Consider the following 20,145-nt stretch of genomic DNA (forward strand, 5'->3'; position numbering starts at 1 on the left):
ATTCGTTTTGGAGGCGCCTTCGGGCGCCTCCTTTCGTTTCAAGATCACCGCTTGCTGTTCCGTCCATCTGAGACTAATGTTCTCCTCACATGAGACCCGGAGGCCTCCCATGCATGCGCTGACCACCGTCGCCGACGTGCTCGGCATTCCCGCGCGAAAGCAGGAAACCGCCTCTCCCTTCGCGCTGATGACCCGGATCGAGGAGGGGCTGTCGATCGATGCGCTGGACCGCGTGTCGGCGCTGCTGGCGCCGGGCGACAGCCGGTTCAGGTTCGACATCGTGCCGCGGGCAACCCTGGCGCGGCGCAAGGCGGGCGGGGTGCTGTCTGCGGACGAGGGCACCCGTGTCGCACGCCTCGCGCGGGTGTGGAGCCTCGCGCTCGACGTATGGGAGACGCCCGAGGCAGCGCGCGGCTTCCTGTTCCGGCCGCATGCGATGCTGGAGGACGCCCGGCCGGTCGACGTGGTCATCCGCAGCGAGATCGGCGCCGAACTGGTGCTCGGGATTCTCGGTCGCCTGAAATACGGCACCGCCGCTTGATCGCGCAGGTTCTGGACCGGACGCTGACCGCCTGGCGCATCGGCGACCCGCGCGGCGCCTGGCCGATCTTCGACGCGACGGGCTCCACGATCGCGCCCGGCCGCTGGAACACCCCCGGCAGCCCGCTGATCTACGCCAGCCTGCAGTATTCGACCGCGCTCCTGGAAAAGCTCGTCCACGGCAGCGGGCAACTGCCGCCGCACCAGCATTACGTGACGATCACGCTGCCGGTCGGGCTCTCCTACGAGGTGTTTTCCGAGCCCGCGCTTCCGGGATGGGATGCAATGCCGGCGACGGTCAGCAAGGACTTCGGCGAGGCCTGGGCGAAGCAGGCGCGCAGCGCGATCCTGCTCGTGCCGAGCGTCGTCACCCGCGTCGAGCAGAATGTGCTGATCAACCCGCGCCATCCGGAGTTCTCCCGGATCACGGCGGACCTGCACCGGCCGGTGTATTGGGATCGGCGGCTGTTTCCGGGGTGAGGGCGGGGGTGGAGGCAGATGAGGACGCGCGTTCTTTCTCGCAGCCTCTCTTTTCGTCTTTGCCGGGCTTGACCCGGCAACCCAATGGCCTCTCCTCAGCCCGTGCCCCAAGTGGTTGATCTGCGGAAGTTTTCCATCCGGCCACGCCGGATGTCGCGCGGCTATTGGGTCGCCGGGTCAAGCCCGGCGAAGACGGTAGAGGGGCTGAATCCTGTCCGGTCTGTCCTTGCCTCGTCGCGCTGTCTCGCCCCATCCCAACGCGCTCTCCGAGATCCACCAGCCCGCAATCGCTCGTCCCCGTTCCGTCCGAAGACAATCCCGTTCGTCCCCCCACGCAAAGCGGCGCCGGATCGCTCCGGCGCCCCTCTCGTTGCGGTCCGTCCAAAACACCCCGGCCTCAGCCGGCCTTCCTGAACTTCGCGGCCTCTTCCGAGCCCCCGGTCGCATTGCCCGCGCTGTAGGAGTGGGCGCCGGTGCCGGCGAGTTTGCCGCCGTCGACGATCAGGTATTCGTCGCGGATCGGGCGGCCCTCATAAAAGCATTCGAGGATCTCGCGGGTGCCGGCGGCGTAGCGGGACTGGGCCGAGAGCGAGGTGCCGGAGATGTGCGGGGTCATGCCGTGGTGGGGCATGCTGCGCCACGGATGGTCCTGCGGGGCCGGCTGCGGGAACCAGACGTCGCCGGCGTATCCGGCAAGCTGGCCGTCCTCGAGCGCTTTGGCGATGGCGTCGCGGTCGCAGAGCTTGCCGCGGGCGGTGTTGACGAGATAGGAGCCGCGCTTGAAGTTCTTCAGCATGGCCTCGTCGATCATGTGCTCGGTCTCCGGATGGAGCGGGCAGTTGAGCGTGACCACGTCGCAGGCCTTCACGAGGCTTTCCACCGTCGGGTGCCAGGTGAGGTTCAGCTCCTTTTCCACATGCTCGGGCAGGGGATGCCGGTCGTAATAGTGGAGATGCATGTCGAAGGGCTTCAGCCGGCGCAGCACCGCAAGGCCGATGCGGCCGGCGGCGACGGTGCCCACATGCATGCCTTCCACATCATAGGAGCGGGCGACGCAGTCGGCGATGTTCCAGCCGCCCTTCATCACCCACTGGTAGGAGGGGATGTAGTTGCGCACGAGGCCGAGGATCATCATCACCACATGCTCGGCCACCGAGATCGAGTTGCAGTAGGTGACCTCGCGACGGTGACGCCCCGGTCCATCGCCGCCTGCAGGTCGACATGGTCGGAGCCGATGCCGGCCGTGAGCGCCAGCTTCAGCTTCGGCGCTTGGCGATGCGCTCCGCGGTGAGATAGGCCGGCCAGAACGGCTGGGAGATCACCACCTCGGCGTCGGCCAGGTGCTTTTCCAGTTCGCTGTCGGGGCCGTCCTTGGAGGAGGTCACCAGGAATTCATGACCGAGCGACTCGATGTACTTGCGCAGGCCGAGTTCGCCGGAGACGCTGCCGAGCAGGCTGCCGGGCTGGAAGTCGATCGCCTTCGGGGTCGGCAGGGTCTGGCCGCCGGGATAGGCGCCGATCTTCGGCAGATCGTCACGGGCGTAAGACGTCGGATAGCCGTCCACCGGATCGTCGTAGAGAACGCAGACAACCTTGGCCATGATGTTTCCTCCGTTGATGCGGCAAGCAGGTACCGTCCGCGAACGGGGATGCCGCGCGCGCCGGGTGGTCTTGCCGTCTGTTGCCGTTGATCTGCCGGCATCCGTGACGATGGGGCCGGATATTATCCTGTCGGTGCGTTGATCTCGTCACCGGACGGTCAGACCTTAGGCGGCTGGAGTGGCCTCTTTCAAATGAAAGTCCTTGAAGGCGCGATAGCCGCGATCGATCGCGGCGGGACGCAGGGGGCGGCCGGACCGATGCCGAGCCCGGCCGCCGCCCTCCGGGTCAGATCGTCTGTCCGCCGGACACCTCGATGCGCTGACCGGTGACCCAGCGATTGTCGGGACCGAGCAGGCTCGCGACCATCGGGCCGATGTCGTCGGGCAGGCCGACGCGGCCGAGCGCCGTCATGCCGGCAAAGGCCTGGTTGTAGTCGGGGATGTCGCGCACCGCGCCGCCGAGGAAGTCGGTCTCGATCGCGCCGGGGGCGACGACATTGGCGGTGATGCCGCGGCTGCCCAGTTCCCTCGCCATGTAGACCGTCAGGATCTCCACCGCGCCCTTGGCGGCCGAATAGGCCGAGAATCCCGGAAACGACACCCGGGTCAGGCCCGACGAGAAGTTGATGATGCGCCCGCCATCGGCCAGCACCGGCAGCAGCGCCTGCGTCAGGAAGAACACGCCCTTCACGTGGACGTCGAACAGCCTGTCGAACTGCTCTTCGGTGGTGGCGGCAAAGTCGGCCATCTCGCCATGGCCGGCATTGTTGACGAGGTGGTCGAGCGTGGTGCGGCCCCAGGTGGTCGTCAGCGCGCCGCGCAGGCACTCGACGAACGCCGGGAAGGTCGAAACGGTGCCGGTGTCGAGCTGCAGTGCCACGGCCTTGCGGCCCATGGCCTCGATCGCGGCAACGACCGCGTCCGCATCATTCTTGCCGCTGCGATAGGTGAGGATCACGTCGCCGCCGTGGCGGGCAATGCTGAGGGCGGTGTTGCGGCCAAGGCCGCGGCTGCCGCCGGTCACGAGAGAGATGGTGGTCATGGATGCCTCCGTTGTTGCGACATCCTTATGCGGCCACCCGACCTGTACCTGTTGCGCGATCATCCGGAATTCTTGCCCGATTCTCCTGCCGTCTTGTCAGCCAGGTACGTTTCCCCGTATGAAATCCGCATGACCGATCCGCTGCTCGACCACGCCCGCCGCTACGCAGATGCCCACGCCGATCGGAATGGCGTTGCCGCCACCCCGATCGACGGGCTGGTGATCCTGCGCGAGACGGCGCCGACCATGCTGCAATATGCGATCTCGAAACCGCTGGTCGCCCTGGTCCTTCAAGGCGGCAAGCGGGTGACGATGGGAAGCCGCACCTTCGATTTCGGGGCCGGCGAGTCCCTCCTCATCACCACCGACGTGCCGACCGTCAGCCAGATCACGCGCGCCAGCAGGGTCTTGCCTTATTATTCGCTGGTGCTCGAACTCGATCCGGCGCTCATCGGCGACCTCGTCGTCAGATCGGCCCGGCACCGTTCGAGGCCGCCCAGCCGGTGCGGGTCGATCCGACCGAAGCGGAGATCGCGGACACGGCGCTGCGCCTCCTGCGGATGTTCGATCGGCCGGAGACGCTGGCGGTGCTCGGCCGCAACTCAGCCGCGAACTGCACTACTGGCTGCTCGTCGGCCGTCATGGCGGCGCCATCCGGGCGCTGGGCGTGACCGACAGCCACGCCCAGCGGGTCGCGCGCGCGGTTGCGCTGCTGCGAACGCGTTTTGCCGAGCCGGTGCGGATCGAAGCCCTGGCGAAGGCCGCCGGCATGAGCCTTTCCGCCTTCCACGTCCACTTCCGCAGCATCACGTCGCTGACGCCCCTGCAGTTTCAAAAGCAGCTCCGCCTGATCGAGGCCCGGCGCCGGATGCTGTCCCTGGGCGAGGCGATCAGCGATGCCGCCTACGCCGTCGGTTATGAAAGCGTGCCGCAGTTCACGCGCGAGTATGGGCGGATGTTCGGGCAACCGCCGGCGCGCGATGTGCGCGAGGCACGGGCGCGGATGAACGCCGCGGCGGCTTAGCCGCCGAAAGGCATTTTCGGAAGGCCGGGAACGGCCTGCTTCAGATGAAAGTCTTCGAGGACGCGATCGCCGCGATCGATCGCGGCGGGGCGGACGCGGGGCGCTTGTCGGACCTCGTCATCAGCGTCAGCAGCGCCCGCGCCATCGGCGACAGCGGCTCGCGGTCGGAGACGACGAGGCCGATCTCCTGCGAATGGGTCGGCTCCACCAGCGGGATGAGGACGACGCCGGAGCTTCGCCGAAGGCATCAAGGAAGGTGTGCGGCACGATGCTGGACCAGCCGCCGCCGCGCAGGTGCGAGCAGATGCCGAGATAAGAACTGCAGGTGACGGCCGGGCGGATGGTGAGGCCGATGCCGGCCGCCACCCGGTCGATGATCCGCCGGTTCTGCATGTCGGGACCGAGCAGGCACAGCCGGGTTTCGGCCGCCTCCGCCCAGGTGATCGACGACCGCGCCCCGAGCGGGCCGTCCGCCCCGGTCGCGAACACGTAGGTCTCGCGGTAGAGCGGCACGCGGCGGACATGGTCGAGCGGCTCGTTGTCGAGATAGGTGACGCCGGCGTCGATCTCGAAGGCCTCCAGCCCGCGCTGGATCGCCCGCGAGGTCATGGTCTCGATGTCGACGGTGGCAGCCGGGTGGGCGAGGTGGAACCGGCCGGTCATCTCGGCAATCCGCGGCATCGCCGCCGGCACGACGCCGAGCCGCAGCCGGCCGGACAGGCCGCGCCGCAGGCCGGCGAGATCGTCGCGCAGGCCGTCGTAGTCGGTGAGGATCTGCTGCGCCCAGACCAGCAGCCGCTCGCCCTCGGAGGTGAGGCCGCGAAAGCGGTTGCCGCGCACGATCAGGCGGACGTCGAGTTCCTCTTCCAGCTTGTGGATCGCCGCCGACAGCGTCGGCTGCGCCACATGGCAGATCTCGGCGGCGCGGGCGAAATGCTTCTCGCGGGCAAGGGCGACGAAATAGTGGAGATGGCGGACGAGCATGGGCGGCTTCCGACGTCGGCAGGGCAAGACCGCGCGCTGCGGTCCTTGCTCCCGGTAGACGTTCGACGCGGCGGCGACTTGCACCGCCCTTGCCGCGACAGACCGCCCGCCGGGCCAGCCGAATGGTCTATCGATATATCCGAATGGACATAGCGATGCCAGCCGGACAGTCCGTTTACTCGGCGGCGGCCACCGCCTGGAGCCGGCCGCAGGCAGCGGCGATCCGCCGGCAGGCCTCGGCAAGCTGCGCGTCGTCGACCGCATAGGCGATGCGCAGGTTGGGGGAGGCGCCGAAGGCCGCGCCGTGGATCATGGCCACATGCGCCTCCTCGAGCAGATAGGTCGCAACGCCAAGATCGTCGGCGAGAATCCTCCCTGCGGGCGTGCGCCGGCCGATCAGTCCGCCGCAGCCGACGAAGGCATAGAAGGCGCCCTCCGGCGTGTCGCAGGTGAGGCCGTCCGTGGCGTCGACCATGTCCAGCACGATCTGCCGCCGGGTCTTCAGCCGGGCGAGCCAGTCGTTCATGAAGCCGCGCGAGCCTTCCAGCGCGGCGATGGTGGCCGCCTGCGAGACCGAGCTCGGGTTGGACGTGCTCTGGGACTGCAGCGTCGTCATCGCCGCGATCAGCCAGGCCGGGCCGCCGGCATAGCCGATCCGCCAACCGGTCATCGAATAGGCCTTGGAGACGCCGTTGACCGTGAGCGTGCGGTCCTTCAGGTCCGGCGCCACGGCGGCGGGCGTGGCAAAGCCGGTGTCGTGGCGGACATGCTCGTAGATGTCGTCGGCCATCACCAGCACATGGGGATGGTCGCGGAGTACGGCGGTCAGCGCCGCGATCTCGTCTTCCGAATAGACCGCGCCGGTGGGGTTGTTCGGGGAGTTCAGGATCAGCCAGCGGGTGCGGGGCGTGATTGCGTCGGCAAGCGTTTCTGGCGTCAGCTTCCAGCCAGCCTCGGCGCGGCAGGGCACGATCACCGGGGTGCCGTCGCACAGCGCCACCATGTCCGGATAGGACACCCAGTAGGGCGCCGGCACGATCACCTCGTCGCCGTCCGACACGGTGGCGAGCAGGGCGTTGAAGATGAGCTGCTTGGCGCCGCTGCCGGCGATGATCTCGTCGGCGGCATAGGCGAGGCCGTTGTCGTCCCGGAACTTCGCGGCAATCGCAGCCTTGAGCGCCGCGGTGCCGGCGACGGCGGTGTATTTGGTCTCGCCGCGCTCGATGGCGGCGATGCCCGCCGCCTTGATCGGCGCCGGCGTATCGAAGTCGAGCTCGCCCTCGCCGAGGTTGATCACCGGAATGCCGCGCGCCGCCAGCGCCCGCACCGTGTCGGAAATCGCCGCCGTGGGCGAGGGGCGGACGCGGGCCATCCGCGGCGCGAGAGGGGATCGGGACATGGCACAGGTCTCCGCGTTGCGAGCAGTTTTGTACTTATACATACACAAAGTGCAATTCTGGCAACAGGACGAAGCCTGCGGAAATTTCGGGCAACACAAGCCAATCTTTGTGCGCAGCGCCGCTTGAGAGGGGCGGGCGACTGCGTTAGCCATTGTACGGATTGAAGCGAAAAATGTGATCGGAGCCGCGCGCCATGTCCCTGCTCGTCGTCCACCACGCAACCGGTGAACCGGCCCTTCACGGCGCTGCCGCCGCCGCGCTGTGCAAGGCCATCGGCGCCCGCCTCGTCCACGGCCCGGTCGGCTTCGATCTCGCCCGCCACGCCGACGCCTTCCAGCACGTGACCCGCTGCGGCCAGCTCGTGGCGAGCGGCCTTCTGTGGGCGGAGCGGCTGGGGCTGGATCTCTCCGCCCGGTCGACGGCGGACGAGACGGTTGCCGCGGCGCTGGCCGGCGACGTGGTCCTGGCGCACCGGCCGGGCGATCCGCAGAGCGAGGATCATCTTTCCGAGGTGACTGGTCTGGCAGGGCGGGCCGGCGTGGACATGCGCCATTTCGCGGTGCGCGTGCCAGGCGAGGGTGCGGATCTCGCCGTCGTCGGCGAGGCATCCGGGGCGGTCCTCGCCACGGTCACCCGCGATCGCTATGGCCGTGTGGATATGCCGCTAGCCGATGTCTCGCCGAAGACGGGTGCCGTGCGGATCGCACTGGTAGGGAGTGAGCACGACCAGCGCGAGGCCTATCCGGCCAACATCGCCGCGCTCGCCGACGCCGCCGATGCGCTCGGCCTCGATCTGACGCTGGTGTTCCTCGATCCGAAGCTGCAGTCCGCGGACGACTTTGCGCAGGCGGCGCGCGAGGTCGGCGGCGTCCTGCTGCCCGGCGGCTCGGACATGGGCAACGTGACCGGGCAGATCCTTGCGGCGGGCGCGGGCCTCGATGCCGGCCTGCCGACCCTCGGCCTCTGCCTCGGCATGCAGTCGATGTCGACGGCGGTGGCGCGGCGCACGCCGGGTTTCGAGGCGGCAAATCTCGAGGAGGCCGATCCGGACGCGCCGATCAAGACCTTCGTGCCGATGGCCGGAACGCCGGGTCTGCCGGTCTATCGTCTGGGCGAGGCCACGATCCGCGCGCAGCCGGGCACACGGATCGCGGCGCTGCTGGGCGCGGCGCCGACCGTGCTCTGCAACCACCGCTACCGGCTGGCGCCCGGTCTCGTCGGCCCGCTCGACGGCAGCGGGCTGGCCGTCGGCGCCACCGATGCCACCGGCGGCATCGTCGATGCGGTCGAGCATCGCGATCATCCCTTCTACACGGGCATGCAGGGCCATCCGGAACTCTCCTCTCGCCGCGACGCCCCGCATCCGCTGATCACGGCCTTCGTCGCCGCCGCGGCCGGACGCGCCAGCTGAGGCTTGCCCTTCCGGGATTGCAGCGCATTCGCCCCCGAAACAAGCCCTGCGCGGCAGCGTCCGGAACGCCGCCGCGACGGGCGCATGCCTTGACGAAAAATAGTGCATACACATTAGTAGACACATTGATCGATCTTCGGCAGACTGCCCGCCGGACTGTTGCGACACACTGCAAACAGGGAGTGCGGATCGATGCTCGATCAGGAACCGGCAGAGGCGGACGCAGCGTCCGCCGTCCGCTTCGACGAGCACTATGACGTCGTCGTGGTCGGCTCGGGCAGTGCCGGCGCCAGCGCGGCGCTGAAGGCCGCGACCGGCGGCCTCAAGGTCCTGATCCTCGAGAAGACCGACAAGCTCGGCGGCACCAGTGCCATGTCCGGCGCGGGCGCTGGATTCCGGCCAATCACCATGCCGCCGCCGCCGGCCTTGCCGACAGCCCCGCCGAGGCGCTCGAATACCTGCGCTCGGCCTCGCCGGAAAGCTGGCGCGAGGCCGAGGACAAGCGCTGGCAGGCCTTTGCCGAGACCGCGCCGCGCATGCTGGCCTTCGTCGAAAGCGCCACACCGCTGAAATTCCGCCTCACCGACGAGCCGGACCCGATGGCCGAGCGCCCCGGCGGCAAGGCGAAGGGGCGGATGGTGTCACCCGAACCGATCTCGCGCCGCCTGCTCGGTCCGCTGGCAAGGAAGCTGCGCCGCTCCACGCTGCCGCACATCTTCAGCTATCAGGAGATGCTGTCCGCCGACCCCTATCACACGCCGATCCGCGCCGGCCTGAAGCTGTGGCCGAAGCTCGCCTGGCGTCTGCTGACGGGCATCCGCGGGCAGGGCAACGCGCTGATGACCGGCCTGCTCAAGGGCTGCCTCGACGCCGGCTGTCGCATCGAGACCGGCGCGCGCGGCCTCGAACTCGTCGCCGACGAGGCCGGCGGCGTCACCGGCGTCGTCTTCCAGCAGGGCGCCCGGCGCCGCCGCGTGGCGGCGTCAAGGGGCGTGGTGCTCGCGGCCGGCGGCTTCGACTGGAACGAGGCGATGCGCGCCGCGCATTTTCCCGGCCCCTTCGACCGGATCGGCGGCCCGGCCGGCAACGAGGGCGATGCCCATGTGATGGCCGAGGCGGCCGGCGCGGCGCTGACCCGCATGGACCAGGCCAACGTCTTCCCCTGCCTGCCGACCCGCTACGAGGGCCGGCGCCACGGCCTGCCGATGGTCTTCCAGGGCGAGCCGCATTCGATCCTCGTCGGCCGCCACGGCCGGCGCTTCGTGTCCGAATGCGACTACAACGTCGGCGAGGAACTCGACCGCCGTGATCCGGAGACCGGGGAGGGCATCCACCTGCCGGCCTGGGTGATCGCCGACAGCCGCTTCCCGAAGACCTCGCTGATGTTCCGCTGGTATGCGCGCTACGAGCCGGACTGGATCGTCCGGGGCCACACGATCGCCGACCTTGCCGGCCGGATCGGGCTGCCGGCGGCCGAGCTGGAGGCAAGCGTCGCCCGCTTCAACGGCTTCTGCGCGAAAGGCCACGACGCGGACTTCCAGCGCGGCGAGAGCAAGTGGGAGGCCAAGAAATTCGGCGGCACCGCCGTTCAGCTGAAACCGATCGAGGTCGGCCCCTTCCTCGCGCTCACCTTCAACCGCTCGATCATAGGCACCAAGGGCGGGGTCGCCACCAACGAGAAGGGCCAGGCCCTGCGCCCCGACGGCAGCGTCGTCGCCGGGCTCTACGCCGCCGGCCTGACCATGGCCAATCCGATCGGCACCCGGGCGCTTGGCGCGGGAACCACCATCGGCCCCAACCTGACCTGGGGCTTCATCGCGGCCGAGACCCTGCTCAAGGACAACCGCTGACCGCCGCCACCGCCTTGCGAAAGACGCCCATGCCGGACCCAAGCCTCGCCAACGCGCCCTCGATCGAGGAGCATCTGGAAATCTTCCGCAAGATGGTGGTCGTGCGCCGCCTCGAGGAGGCCCTGCGCGAGATGCACCGCCAGGGCAAGACCCGCGGGCCGATCCACTGCTGCGACGGGCAGGAGGCGGTGGGCGTTGCCGCCACCGCCATGCTGCGGCCGACCGATCTTCTGACCAGCACCCACCGCGGCCACGCCAACTATGTCGGCAAGGGGCTCTCCACCCGCGCCATCGTCGCCGAGATCTTCGGCCGCGCCACCGGCTGCTGCGGCGGCCGAGCCGGGCACATGCTGGTCGCCGACATCGACCACGGCCTGATCGGCGGCAACGCCATCGTCGGCGCCGGCATTCCCGCCGCCACCGGCATGGCGGCGGCGATCCAGCTGAAGAAGCTCGACGACGTTGCCATGTGCATCTTCGGCGACGGCGCGGCCCAGACCGGCATCTGCCACGAGGCGATGAACATCGCCGCCCTGTGGGCGCTGCCGGTCGTGTTCGTGCTGGAGCACAACGCCTATGGCCTCACCGTTGCGGCCGAGAAGCAGTCGTCGATCGAGACCCTGTCGGTGCGCGCCGCCGGCTACGGCATGCCGGGCGTCACCATCGACGGCAACGACGCCGTGGTCGTCTACCGCACGATCGCCGATGCGGTCGCCCGGGCGCGGCGCGGCGAGGGGCCGAGCCTCGTCGAATGCCGCACCTACCGGATGACCGGCTTTTCCACGAGCGACATGGGCGGCTACCAGAGCGCCGACGAGATGGCGGCCTGGGCGGACAAGGATCCGATCCGCCGCACCTGGGACGTGCTCGCCGCCGAAGTCGGCGCCGCCCGGCTCGACGCGCTGACCGCCGAGGCCGAGGCCGAGGTGCGCGACGCCTTCGAGACCGCGTTGTCCGATCCCTTCCCGGTCTTCGAGCCCCATCCCGCCAGCAATCCGCATTCGGTGGCCCTGTCATGACCAGCCTGCGCTACGCCGAAGCCCTCAACCGGGCGCTCCGCGAGGAAATGACCCGCGATCCGATGGTCTGGCTGTTCGGCGAGGACATCGCCACCTATGGCGGCGTCTTCAAGGTGACCAAGGATCTTCTGGGCGAATTCGGCCCAGGCCGCGTCCGCGACACGCCGATCAGCGAGCAGACGCTCACCGCCATGGCCGTGACCGCCGCCATGGCCGGCACCCGGCCGGTGCTGGAGATCATGTATGCCGATTTCCTGCCGCTCTCGATCGACGCCCTCGTCAACCAGGCCGGCGTCTTCGACTACATCTGGGGCGGGCAGGTCTCGATCCCGATGGTGCTCCGCACGCAGGGCGGTGGCGGCGCCGGGGCCGGCGCGCAGCATTCCAAGAGCCTCGACGCCTTCGTCGCCCACATTCCCGGCCTGAAGGTGGTGGCACCGGCCACGCCCGCCGACGCCTACGGCCTGCTGAAGGCGGCGATCCGCGACCCGAACCCGGTGATCGTCCTCGAACACAAGCTGCTCTACAACCTGCGCGGCGAGGTGCCGGAGGACGGCGGCCTCATCGAGATCGGCCGGGCCCGCACCGCCCGCGAAGGGCGCGACGTCTCGATCTTCGCCACCTCGCGCATGGTGCACCTGTCCCTGGAGGCGGCCGAGAAGCTGGCGGCCGAAGGCATCGAGGCCGAGGTCATCGACCTGCGCTCGCTGCGCCCGCTCGACGTCGGGGCCATCGTCGCCTCGGTGGCGAAGACCCACCACGCGGTGGTGGTCAACGAAGGCTGGCGCTTCTGCGGCTATGGCGCGGAACTCTCGGCAACGATCATGGAGCAGGCCTTCGACGATCTCGACGCGCCTGTGGAGCGCGTCGGCGCGATGGACGTCGCCATCCCCTACAGCGAGCCGCTGGAAAAGACCGTGCTGCCCGACGTCGAGGCGATCATGGCGGCCGTGCGCCGGGCGAGGCGGTGAGGCCATGGCGATCGACATCACGCTGAACGGCGCCGGCGGCGAATACATGGAATCGGCGACCGTGGTCGCCTGGGAGGTTGCACCCGGCGCGTCGGTGAAGCGCGGCGACCTGCTCGTCACCGTCGAGACCGCCAAGGCCGCGACCGAGGTGGAGGCACCCGACGACGGCGTGTTCGCCGAGATTCTGGCGCCGGTCGGCACGGAAGTCGCCATCGGCACCGTGCTCGGCCGGCTGGCGACGGCCGGGGAGGCGGTGGCCGCGCCGGTTGCCGCCGCGCCGGCGACGGCAGCACATCTGCCGGTGCAGCTTTCCGAACCCGAGGCCAGCCCCAAGCCCTTCGCCGCCACGGACCGCATCGTCGCCTCGCCGCTCGCCCGGCGCATCGCGAAGGAAAAGGGCATCGATCTCGCCGCCGTCGCCGGCAGCGGCCCGCGCGGCCGCATCAAGCTGCGCGACCTGCCGGCCGAAGGTGCTTCGGCCAGCGCCGTGCCGGCCGCATCGGCGCGCCCTGCATCCACGGCAGCGCCTTCCGCCCGGCCCGTGGTCGTCCTCGTTCACGGCTTCGGCGCCGACCGCTTCGCCTGGCGCTCGGTCAAGCGCCTGCTCGAGGACCGCTTCGACGTCCACACCCCCGAACTTCTCGCCCACGGCGACCGGGGCGGCACGGCAACCGACCTCGACGAGCTTGCCGCCGCGCTGGAAGCCGACCTTCTCGCCGCAGGCACGATACGGTCCATCTCGTCGGCCATTCGCTCGGCGGCGCCGTCTGCCTCGCCCTTGCCGAAAGCGGCCGGCTCGACGTGCGCTCGCTCACGCTGATTGCCCCCGCCGGCCTCGGCCCGGAGATCGACGGCGGCTTCCTGCAGGGCTTTCTCGCCGCAACCACGGCGGACGACCTCGAACCGGTGCTCACCCGGCTGGTCGCCGACCCGGCGGCGCTGCCGCGCGGCTATGTCGCCGCCGTGCTGCGCGAGCGGCAGACCAAGGATCTCGTCACCGGACAGGCCGCGATGGCCGCCGCCCTGTTCCCCTGGGGCCGTCAGACCGTCGATCTGAGGTCCGCGCTCGGCCACCACGCCGGGCCGATCCGCCTCGTCTGGGGCGCGGACGACCGGATCATCCCCAGCAGCCATGCCGCCGGCATCCCCGGCCATGTCGGCGTCCATCTTCTTCCCGGCGTGGGTCACATGCCCAACACCGAGGCGCCGGAGATCCTCGTCCGCATCATCGCCGAGACCGTGCGCTCGGCAGGCGGCGCCGGATGACCGCCGCCGTGCGCCTGGGCTCTGTGCTCGATCCGATCCGGCGCGATCCTGTGCTCGGCGGCGTACAGCTTGGCGGGCGCGAGCTTCTGGCCCGTGGCCGGGCGCTGGCCCGGTCGGTGACGGTCGGCCCGAACCCGTTCCTCGATCTTCACGGCGTCGCCTCGGAGCTTGCCTTCAAGCGCCGGACCATGGCGGAAGGCCGGATCGCCTTCCACGCCCAGATCGGCTACCGCAGCCTCGACGACAGTCGCCGCGCCTATGCCGAGGTCCACGACCGGCTGGCGGCGACGGGGGCGGCGCCGGACCGCTACGGCATCTGCCTCGACTGGAGCATGGGCTTTGCCCGCGCCGACCGGCCCGGCCGGCCGCGCGGCACGGGCCTGATCCTCGACCGGCCGGAGGATTTTGCCGCGCTCACCGCCATGGCGCCGGTCGCGCCGCATTTCGGCGACTTCGTGCTCGGCATGCCGGCGGCGGTGGAGAACACGTCCGCCGCGATCGCCGCCGGGTCCACCACCATCGGCAATCTCGCCCAGTATTTCACCTTCCGCCTGCCGGGCTTTTCCGACGATGTCGCCACTACGGCGGCGACCGTGGAGGCGCTGGGGCTGATCGCCGGGCAGGACCGGGAGATGCTGGTCCATTCCAACCTCGACGACGGCTATGCCGCCTGGTTCGAGGACATGGCCTCCGCGCTCGGCTTTGCCATGGTCGAGCGCTGGATCGTCGAGGACCTGATCGGCGTGCCGCTCGGCCACTGTTTCGGCCACACCTATTCCGACCCGGTCAAGCGCTTCGCCTTCCATGTGGCGCTCGCCGAGGTCTGCCCGACGCCCGGCACCATGCTCTACGGCAACACCACGATCTACGGCGCCGATCCGGCCCGCAACTTCGGGGCGATGGCCAGCTACGGCCTCGTCGATCTGGCCGCCTGATGCGGCGCCACACCGGCCATGCGGTCACGCCGATCCCGGTCGCCGAGGCCACCCGCATTCCGCGCCCGGCGAGATCGTCGAGGCGCATCTGGCGATGCGCGGCCTGCTCGACCGGATGCCCGATCTTGCTCCGCTGATGTCCGCCGCTCCGGCCGAGACGATGGCGGCCGGGCTCGTCGCCCGTGGCCGGCGCTTTGCCGAACGGCTGCGGGACGGCCTCGCCGAAGCCGGCTACGACATGGGTGATCCGGCCGAACTGCTGCTTGCGCTGCGGCGGATCGGCCCGGCCGCGCTGGAGGCGATCTTCGCCGAACCGGCGGACACAAGGGACATCGTCGCCAGCCCCTTCGTCGACGAGATCGAGGATCTTGCCCGCCGCGCGCTTGCCGCCAGCGATCCGGCGGCGGTGACGGCGGTGGGCCGCAAGCGCCCCCGCGTGGTCGTTGCCACCACCGACGTGCATTTCTACGGCAAGCGGCTGATCGACACCGTGCTCGGCCGCATCGGCGCCGAGGTGATCGACGGAGGCGTCAGCGCCGACCCGGAAACGCTGGCGGAGATCGCCGCCCGCAGCGGCGCGGCGGCGCTGGCACTCTCCACCTACAACGGCATCGCCCTCGATTTCGCCCGCAGCCTGCGCGCGGCGCTCGCCCGCCGCGGGGTGGCGCCGCGGCTCTTCATCGGCGGGCGGCTCAACCAGATCATGGACGACACCGGCGGCTCGATGCCGGTCGATGTGACCGCCGAACTCGCCCAGTTCGGCGTCACGCCCTGCGCCGACGTCGAGACCTTCGTCCGCCTGCTCGCCGACCTCGATCCAGCTAACCGGGACCCACAGGAGATGCCGTCATGATCTTCGACCACCGCACCTACACCGCCGTGCCGAACAAGCTCCAGACTTTCCTCGATCTTTACGAGAAGGAGGGCCTGCCGATGCAGCGCCACTATCTCGGCGAGCCCTTCGGCTTCTTCCAGAGCCACATCGGCGACCTGTTCCGCACCGTCCACCTGTGGAAGTTCGACAGCCTTGCCGACCGCGAGGCCCGCCGCGGCGCCATGGAGGCCGATCCGAACTGGACCGCCTACCGCCAGCGCGTGGTCGAGGCCAGCGTGCTGACCGACATGCGCAACCAGATCCTGAAGCCGGTGTCCTTCTTCGAGGTGAAATGACCGCGTCGTCCGCCACCCCGCAGACCCTGCGGCTCGATTTCGTCTGCGGCGACCTCCGGCTGGAGGTCGCCTGCGAGCCGGCCCGCGCGCCCCGCACCTTCGCGGCGCTCGGCGCAACGCTGCCGCTCGACGTCGACCTCCACTGCCCGAAGATCGCCGGCAGCCACATCTACTGGCACGCCCCGTTTCTCGCCGACGTGGAGGGGGCGATCGACGTGATGGATGCGGCGCCCGGCGCCTTCATCTACTGGCCGGAACGCCAGTTCCTCGAACTCGTCTACGCCCCGCTCCAGGCCGAGACCGCCGCCGTCACCTGGCTCGGCCATGCGGTCGGCGACATCGCCGGGCTGAAGGCGCTGGGCGAGGGCCTGCGTCGCAGCCATGGCCGCCGCCGCACGACGGCCCGGTTGTCCGCGCCCGAATTTGCCCCGACGACGCCCGCCGAGAAGCCCGGCGTGCCGACGGAGATCGTGGCCACGCGCAAGGCGCTTTGGGCGCGGCGGCCGGCCGACATCGCCGGCCTGCTCGCCTCCCGCGCGCTGATGCATCCGGCCGGGCCGCTGTTCATGGCCGAGTCCGAGGCGCGCATCCTTCACGAATTCCTCTGGCGCCTGCGGGGCCGGGAGCAGGGGGCGGGCCGGTTTGCGGCGAACATCGCCGCGCTGAAGGCCGCCGACCGGCTGGAGGGCTTCTGCCATCTCGGTCTCTGCGGCGGTGCGGTGCGCCGGCTGGCCGCCGCCTTCCTCGACACGTCGATCCCGTTTGCGCCGCTGCTCGAGGAGGCGGTGCTCACCGCCGGGCGGATCGCCGCCAGCCTCGACCTCGAAATTCCCTGGCACGACGTCAACGTGGCGACGCGCAACGCGCTCGACGCCCGCGACGGGCAGGATGCCGCCGTGGAGATCGTGACATGACCGAGACGCCCGCGAATTCCCGTCCGATCCGCACCGTCGGCGTCGTCGCCTTGGCACCATCGGCGCGCGCTGGGCGGTGTATTTCGCCGCCGCCGGCCTCGACGTGGTGGTCCACGACCCGCATCCCGCGCGCTGGGACGCCTTCCTTGCCGAGCGGGCGGGGCTGGAGGCGGAGGTCGCGGCGCTGCGGGCCGGCGGGGCGGCAACGCTGGCCGGATCGATCACCTGCGCACCGGACATCGAGGACCTTGCCCCCGCCGACTTCGTGCAGGAATGCGCGCCGGAACGGATCGAGCTGAAGCGGGACCTGCTGCCGCGGATCGAGGCGGCGGTCGGCGACGACGTGGTGATCGCCTCGTCCTCCTCGGCGCTGCTGGTCACGGAGATGCAGGCCGCATGCACCCGTCCGGAGCGGATCGTGCTCGGCCATCCGTTCAATCCGGCGCATCTGATGCCGCTGGTCGAGGTGGTTGGCGGCGAGGGCACGGCGCCCTGGGCCGTCACCGCCGCCCGCGACTTCTATGACGTGATCGGCAAGAAGCCGGTGGTGCTGTCGCGCGAGATCACCGGCCATCTCGCCCTGCGGCTGATGGGGGCGATGTGGCGCGAGGCGATCGCGCTGGTCGCCTCGGGCGTGGCCACGGCGGAAGATGTCGACCGCGCCTTCCAGTATGGTCCCGGCCCGAAGTGGCTGCTGCAGGGCGCCTTCATTTCCAATGCGCTGAATGCTGCCGGCATGGCCGAGTTCCTCGATCGCTACGGCCCGACCTACGAGGCGATCTGGGACGACCTGATGACTGCCTCGCTCGACGCACCGACCAGGGCCGCGGTGGTGGCGGGCACGGAGGCGGCGATGGCCGGGCGCAGCGTCGAGACGCTGAAGGCCGAGCGCGAGGCGGGCCTCGTCCCACTTCTGGCGCTGATGGACAGACAGGGCGCCTGAATCGCGCCCGAGCGGCACGATGAACGGCATCGGAGAGCATGAGCATGGCGATCGGACCCTATCGCACGGCGCTGGTCACCGGCGCCTCGCGCGGCATCGGCGCCGCGATCTGCCGCCGGCTGGCTGCCCGCGGCATGGCCGTCATCGGCCTTGCGCGTGACGCGGCGGCGCTGGAGGCGCTGGCCGTGGAGATCGGCATCACCCCGCTGGTTGCCGATGTCACGGACACGGCGGCGGTGACGGCGGGCCTCGGCGCGGCGGAGATCGACGTGCTGATCTCCAACGCCGGCTATGTCGCCGCCGTCCGGCCGCTGCACGAGCAGACGTCCGAGGAGATCGACCGCACAATCGACGTCAACCTGCGCGCGCCGCTGCATCTGGCGCGGGCGCTGCTGCCGGGGATGATCGCGCGGCGGCGCGGCCATGTGATCCACGTCACCACCACGGCCGCCCACGCGGTGTTCGGCGGCACCGCGCCCTATGGCGCGGCCAAGGCGGGCCTGTCCCATGCCGGCGCGGTGATGCGCTACGACCTCGTCGGCACCGGCGTGCGGCTCACCGAGATCGTGCCGGGCCGGGTCGAGACCGATGTCTATCTGACAGCCTTCGGCGGCGACCGCGAGCGCCTGCGCGGCACCATGTATGCGGATGTGCGCGCGCTCCAGCCGGACGATGTCGCGGCCGCCGTCGTTGCCGCGCTGGACATGCCCGAGCATGTGGACATTGCCCGGCTCGACGTCGTACCGACCGACCAGGCGCCGGGCGGGCATCGCTACGCCGACCGGCCGGAGTGAAAGCTAGTCTGGTGACTTGCCGCGCAGCTTCGCGTCCACCGCGTCCAGCGCGGCGGCAAGGCTCTTCGGCACGCCGCGGTCGGCGAGGATGCCGAGGCCGAGGGCGGTGATGCCGCCGGGGGTGGTGAGGCGGGCGACGAGATCGCCGACCGGCGTCTCCGGCTCGTCCTCCACCATGCCGGCGGCGGCGGCAAAGGTGCGGGCGGCCAGCATGCGCGCGGTCGCGGGGTCGAGCCCGCGCTCGGTCAGCCAGCCGGCGGTGACGGCGATCAAGTCGTGCACCCAGCCGTAGAGCGCGGCGGTCGCGGTCGCGGTCTCGAAGTCGGTCTCGGAGGCAAGGCCGAGCACCGGGCCAAGCCGGGCGAGCAGCGCACGGGCTCGCGGCTCGTCCGGATAGAGGGGCAGGGCGCCGGTGCCGATCGCCACCGCGCTGACCGGCATCGCCCGCACCACGGTGGCCGGTCCTGCGGCGGCGGCAAGCCGTCCGAGCGGCACGCCGGCACAGACGGAGACGACGATCTGGTCGGATCGAAGCCTGACATCCTCCAGAGCGGCAACCGCCTGGGCGGGCCGGACGGCGAGGAAAAGGACATCGCAGCCGTCTGCAAGGCGCTGGTTGTCGGCGGCGAGGTTCACACCGTGGCGGGCGGCCAGCTCCGGCCCCATGCCCCGGCGCGACACCGTCATGTCACCCGCCGGAACGCCCGCGCGCAGGAACCCGCGCAGCAGATAGCCGGCGAGATGGCCGGCGCCGAGAAAACCGATTGCGGGCACTGGGCAAATCCTTTTGAAACGGACAGGGAAGTGTGCGCACCACGCATGATCCGCCGCGCCGGCCGGCAGTCCGGACCCCTTCGCTGCCTTGCGAGGGAGAGAGGAAGCGGGAAGAGACGATGCCGAAATCCGAGGATGCAGGGGCGAAGCCGCGCGCGGCCCGCGCCGCAGCGCCGACAGTGCCAGCCGTGCCTATCAGGCGATCCGCCGCCTCGTCGTCGAATTCCGGCTGAAGCCGGAGGAGCGGATCAACGAGGTGCAGCTTGCACAGTCGCTCGGCCTGTCGCGCACGCCGGTGCGCGAGGCGTTGAACCGGCTGGCAAGCGAGGGCTTCCTCGTGTTCACGCCCAACCGCGGCTTCGTGTTCAAGGCGCTGGAGATCGAGGACCTGGTGCGCGTCTTCGAACTGCGCTCGATCGTCGAGACCGGCAGCATCGCGCTCGCCTGCAAGCGGGCGAGCGACGCCGGCATCGCCGAGCTTGCCGCCTTCTGGGACGAGGCGCTGGAGCGCTATCGCCGCGAGGATCCCGACGAGATCCTCGAACTCGACGAGGCGTTCCACGTCCGGATCGCGGCGCTGTCGGGCAACGCCGAGGTGGTGAAGGCGCTGCAGAGCATCAACGCCCGCATCCGCTTCGTCCGCCGCATCCAGATCGAGCGCGGCGCCTGGCATCCCCGGCTCGTCACCGAACACACCGAACTGGTGGAGAGCCTGATTGCCCGCGACGCGGTCCGCGCCACCGAGATCCTGCGCCGCCACATCTCGATGACGATCGAGGATGCCGCGCTGGTGCTGAAAGAGGCCCTGTTCAAACTCTACGTTGCCGATTCCGCCAGCGTGTCGCAATCGTAGATCCTCCTGCTGCCGCTTGTGGCGCCATGCCCTGAAAAAGATCACATGTTGAACACACAATTGTCGACACTTTCCTTGACGTAGTGTCGACACTCTGGTGTCATCCGCTGGTAAGCAGCTCCTGAAACGACCCGGACGACAACAAGGGCGAGGGAGCAGCAGCGGCGATGCGGG

General features: G+C 70.0%; 21 protein-coding genes and 3 pseudogenes. 18 read left to right on the plus strand and 6 right to left on the minus strand.

The window, feature by feature from the left end:
- Positions 1-109 precede the first annotated feature (109 nt).
- Positions 110-541: an antitoxin Xre-like helix-turn-helix domain-containing protein gene (locus tag A6302_RS06280; protein WP_069306323.1), complete on the plus strand. Its 432-nt coding sequence runs from the start codon at positions 110-112 to the stop codon at positions 539-541.
- Positions 538-1,020, plus strand: coding sequence for an RES family NAD+ phosphorylase (locus A6302_RS06285; RefSeq protein WP_069306324.1), 483 nt, complete (start codon positions 538-540; stop codon positions 1,018-1,020). The genes A6302_RS06280 and A6302_RS06285 overlap by 4 nt, the downstream gene beginning before the upstream one ends.
- A gap of 397 nt (positions 1,021-1,417) precedes the next feature.
- Here A6302_RS06285 and A6302_RS06290 read toward each other — a convergent pair.
- Together A6302_RS06290 and A6302_RS06295 are read right to left on the minus strand one after the other, a co-directional pair.
- Positions 1,418-2,621, minus strand: a pseudogene (locus A6302_RS06290) (NAD-dependent formate dehydrogenase).
- Between the two features lie 286 nt (positions 2,622-2,907).
- The gene (locus tag A6302_RS06295; RefSeq protein WP_069306325.1) at positions 2,908-3,663 is read right to left on the minus strand and encodes an SDR family NAD(P)-dependent oxidoreductase; all 756 of its coding nucleotides are present in this window, start codon (positions 3,661-3,663) and stop codon (positions 2,908-2,910) included.
- Positions 3,664-3,909: 246 nt separating this feature from the next.
- Between A6302_RS06295 and A6302_RS25675 the strand changes: the two are divergent.
- Positions 3,910-4,092 (plus strand): annotated as a pseudogene (locus A6302_RS25675) (AraC family transcriptional regulator); the annotation flags it as partial.
- A 37-nt stretch (positions 4,093-4,129) separates the two neighbouring features.
- Here A6302_RS25675 and A6302_RS25680 read toward each other — a convergent pair.
- Positions 4,130-4,306 carry a hypothetical protein gene (locus A6302_RS25680; protein WP_342586230.1) on the minus strand — a complete coding sequence of 59 codons (177 nt, stop codon included), beginning with the start codon at positions 4,304-4,306 and terminating at the stop codon, positions 4,130-4,132.
- A 24-nt stretch (positions 4,307-4,330) separates the two neighbouring features.
- On the opposite strand from A6302_RS25680, the gene A6302_RS25685 reads away from it, so the two are divergent.
- On the plus strand, positions 4,331-4,687 hold the full coding sequence (locus tag A6302_RS25685; protein WP_342586231.1) for a helix-turn-helix domain-containing protein: 357 nt from the start codon (positions 4,331-4,333) through the stop codon (positions 4,685-4,687).
- Between the two features lie 126 nt (positions 4,688-4,813).
- On the opposite strand, the gene A6302_RS06305 is transcribed toward A6302_RS25685, so the two are convergent.
- Complete coding sequence (locus A6302_RS06305) at positions 4,814-5,671, minus strand: LysR family transcriptional regulator (RefSeq protein ID WP_069306326.1); 858 nt, start codon at positions 5,669-5,671, stop codon at positions 4,814-4,816.
- A gap of 175 nt (positions 5,672-5,846) precedes the next feature.
- The gene (locus A6302_RS06310; protein WP_069306327.1) at positions 5,847-7,070 is read right to left on the minus strand and encodes a pyridoxal phosphate-dependent aminotransferase; all 1,224 of its coding nucleotides are present in this window, start codon (positions 7,068-7,070) and stop codon (positions 5,847-5,849) included.
- 194 nt (positions 7,071-7,264) lie between these two features.
- On the opposite strand from A6302_RS06310, the gene A6302_RS06315 reads away from it, so the two are divergent.
- The 13 genes and pseudogenes from A6302_RS06315 (at position 7,265) to A6302_RS06370 (ending at position 18,344) form a co-directional block, all read left to right on the plus strand.
- The gene (locus tag A6302_RS06315) at positions 7,265-8,482 is read left to right on the plus strand and encodes a glutamine amidotransferase-related protein (protein ID WP_069306328.1); all 1,218 of its coding nucleotides are present in this window, start codon (positions 7,265-7,267) and stop codon (positions 8,480-8,482) included.
- 192 nt (positions 8,483-8,674) lie between these two features.
- A complete protein-coding gene (locus tag A6302_RS25200; protein WP_141703446.1) occupies positions 8,675-9,052 on the plus strand; it encodes an FAD-dependent oxidoreductase in 378 nt (125 codons plus the stop codon).
- Positions 9,019-10,332, plus strand: a complete 1,314-nt coding sequence (locus A6302_RS06320; protein WP_280938883.1) for an FAD-binding protein — start codon at positions 9,019-9,021, stop codon at positions 10,330-10,332. Before A6302_RS25200 ends, A6302_RS06320 begins: the two co-directional genes overlap by 34 nt.
- A 29-nt stretch (positions 10,333-10,361) precedes the next feature.
- Positions 10,362-11,351 (plus strand): thiamine pyrophosphate-dependent dehydrogenase E1 component subunit alpha, encoded by a 990-nt coding sequence (locus A6302_RS06325; protein WP_069306329.1) that lies wholly within the window; start codon positions 10,362-10,364, stop codon positions 11,349-11,351.
- Positions 11,348-12,322 carry an alpha-ketoacid dehydrogenase subunit beta gene (locus A6302_RS06330; protein ID WP_069306330.1) on the plus strand — a complete coding sequence of 325 codons (975 nt, stop codon included), beginning with the start codon at positions 11,348-11,350 and terminating at the stop codon, positions 12,320-12,322. Before A6302_RS06325 ends, A6302_RS06330 begins: the two co-directional genes overlap by 4 nt.
- A 46-nt stretch (positions 12,323-12,368) precedes the next feature.
- Positions 12,369-12,941 (plus strand): annotated as a pseudogene (locus A6302_RS25690) (E3 binding domain-containing protein); the annotation flags it as partial.
- The gene (locus tag A6302_RS25695; RefSeq protein WP_342586232.1) at positions 12,905-13,588 is read left to right on the plus strand and encodes an alpha/beta fold hydrolase; all 684 of its coding nucleotides are present in this window, start codon (positions 12,905-12,907) and stop codon (positions 13,586-13,588) included. The pseudogene A6302_RS25690 and the gene A6302_RS25695, both read left to right, overlap by 37 nt.
- Before the next feature lie 8 nt (positions 13,589-13,596).
- Positions 13,597-14,523: a hypothetical protein gene (locus A6302_RS22760; protein ID WP_169833512.1), complete on the plus strand. Its 927-nt coding sequence runs from the start codon at positions 13,597-13,599 to the stop codon at positions 14,521-14,523.
- 94 nt (positions 14,524-14,617) lie between these two features.
- Positions 14,618-15,376: a cobalamin-dependent protein gene (locus A6302_RS06350; protein ID WP_069306334.1), complete on the plus strand. Its 759-nt coding sequence runs from the start codon at positions 14,618-14,620 to the stop codon at positions 15,374-15,376.
- The gene (locus A6302_RS06355; protein ID WP_069306335.1) at positions 15,373-15,693 is read left to right on the plus strand and encodes an NIPSNAP family protein; all 321 of its coding nucleotides are present in this window, start codon (positions 15,373-15,375) and stop codon (positions 15,691-15,693) included. The genes A6302_RS06350 and A6302_RS06355 overlap by 4 nt, the downstream gene beginning before the upstream one ends.
- Positions 15,690-16,607, plus strand: a complete 918-nt coding sequence (locus tag A6302_RS06360; protein ID WP_069306336.1) for a hypothetical protein — start codon at positions 15,690-15,692, stop codon at positions 16,605-16,607. Before A6302_RS06355 ends, A6302_RS06360 begins: the two co-directional genes overlap by 4 nt.
- Positions 16,608-16,665: 58 nt before the next feature.
- Positions 16,666-17,550, plus strand: coding sequence for a 3-hydroxyacyl-CoA dehydrogenase family protein (locus tag A6302_RS06365; RefSeq protein ID WP_069306337.1), 885 nt, complete (start codon positions 16,666-16,668; stop codon positions 17,548-17,550).
- Between the two features lie 44 nt (positions 17,551-17,594).
- On the plus strand, positions 17,595-18,344 hold the full coding sequence (locus A6302_RS06370) for an SDR family oxidoreductase (protein ID WP_069306338.1): 750 nt from the start codon (positions 17,595-17,597) through the stop codon (positions 18,342-18,344).
- Between the two features lie 3 nt (positions 18,345-18,347).
- On the opposite strand, the gene A6302_RS06375 is transcribed toward A6302_RS06370, so the two are convergent.
- A complete protein-coding gene (locus A6302_RS06375) occupies positions 18,348-19,118 on the minus strand; it encodes a pyrroline-5-carboxylate reductase family protein (protein ID WP_069306339.1) in 771 nt (256 codons plus the stop codon).
- Positions 19,119-19,206: 88 nt separating this feature from the next.
- On the opposite strand from A6302_RS06375, the gene A6302_RS06380 reads away from it, so the two are divergent.
- On the plus strand, positions 19,207-19,971 hold the full coding sequence (locus tag A6302_RS06380; RefSeq protein ID WP_083255568.1) for a GntR family transcriptional regulator: 765 nt from the start codon (positions 19,207-19,209) through the stop codon (positions 19,969-19,971).
- Positions 19,972-20,145: the final 174 nt, after the last annotated feature.

Source organism: Methylobrevis pamukkalensis (assembly GCF_001720135.1).
Lineage (GTDB): Bacteria > Pseudomonadota > Alphaproteobacteria > Rhizobiales > Pleomorphomonadaceae > Methylobrevis > Methylobrevis pamukkalensis.

Coding starts and splice junctions, on each gene's coding strand:
- A6302_RS06280 (WP_069306323.1), top strand. CDS start 110: ATGCATGCGCTGACCACCGTCGCCGACGTGCTCGGCATTCCCGCGCGA.
- A6302_RS06295 (WP_069306325.1), bottom strand. CDS start 3,663: ATGACCACCATCTCTCTCGTGACCGGCGGCAGCCGCGGCCTTGGCCGC.
- A6302_RS25680 (WP_342586230.1), bottom strand. CDS start 4,306: ATGACGGCCGACGAGCAGCCAGTAGTGCAGTTCGCGGCTGAGTTGCGG.
- A6302_RS06305 (WP_069306326.1), bottom strand. CDS start 5,671: ATGCTCGTCCGCCATCTCCACTATTTCGTCGCCCTTGCCCGCGAGAAG.
- A6302_RS06310 (WP_069306327.1), bottom strand. CDS start 7,070: ATGTCCCGATCCCCTCTCGCGCCGCGGATGGCCCGCGTCCGCCCCTCG.
- A6302_RS06315 (WP_069306328.1), top strand. CDS start 7,265: ATGTCCCTGCTCGTCGTCCACCACGCAACCGGTGAACCGGCCCTTCAC.
- A6302_RS25200 (WP_141703446.1), top strand. CDS start 8,675: ATGCTCGATCAGGAACCGGCAGAGGCGGACGCAGCGTCCGCCGTCCGC.
- A6302_RS06320 (WP_280938883.1), top strand. CDS start 9,019: ATGCTGGCCTTCGTCGAAAGCGCCACACCGCTGAAATTCCGCCTCACC.
- A6302_RS06325 (WP_069306329.1), top strand. CDS start 10,362: ATGCCGGACCCAAGCCTCGCCAACGCGCCCTCGATCGAGGAGCATCTG.
- A6302_RS06330 (WP_069306330.1), top strand. CDS start 11,348: ATGACCAGCCTGCGCTACGCCGAAGCCCTCAACCGGGCGCTCCGCGAG.
- A6302_RS06350 (WP_069306334.1), top strand. CDS start 14,618: ATGCGCGGCCTGCTCGACCGGATGCCCGATCTTGCTCCGCTGATGTCC.
- A6302_RS06355 (WP_069306335.1), top strand. CDS start 15,373: ATGATCTTCGACCACCGCACCTACACCGCCGTGCCGAACAAGCTCCAG.
- A6302_RS06360 (WP_069306336.1), top strand. CDS start 15,690: ATGACCGCGTCGTCCGCCACCCCGCAGACCCTGCGGCTCGATTTCGTC.
- A6302_RS06370 (WP_069306338.1), top strand. CDS start 17,595: ATGGCGATCGGACCCTATCGCACGGCGCTGGTCACCGGCGCCTCGCGC.